General features: G+C 58.1%; 1 protein-coding gene. It reads right to left on the bottom strand.

All coding sequences use genetic code 11. The features are described 5' to 3' along the window. The coding region (locus tag AOA60_RS32795; protein WP_158235065.1) for a hypothetical protein at positions 1-272 on the bottom strand (272 nt) is incomplete at both ends.

Genomic DNA, 272 nt, shown 5'->3' with positions numbered 1-272 from the left:
GGGGTTTCTTCGTCGGTCGCGGTGAAGGTACCAGCGACGGTGCCCGCAGCAGCCGAGTTCTCTTCCAGGGTGTTAGCTGCAACCGTGATCACCGGCACATCGTTGTGCAGGTTGACGGTCGGTTGGCCGCTGTTACTGGAGTTGGCGCCCGATGGATCGGTAACAGTCAGGTCAATCTTCGGCAACTGGTTGCCGGCGTTAACGAAATCAGCGCCCTTTTGGGTCAGCACAACGTTGTTGCCGGAGATGCTGTAGTAGCCATCAACGTTGCT

It is taken from the genome of Pseudomonas sp. 2822-17 (assembly GCF_002742485.1).
GTDB lineage: Bacteria > Pseudomonadota > Gammaproteobacteria > Pseudomonadales > Pseudomonadaceae > Aquipseudomonas > Aquipseudomonas cyclaminis.
Note: the sequence above shows the minus strand (reverse complement) of the source record. Positions and strands in the feature narration are given on the sequence as shown.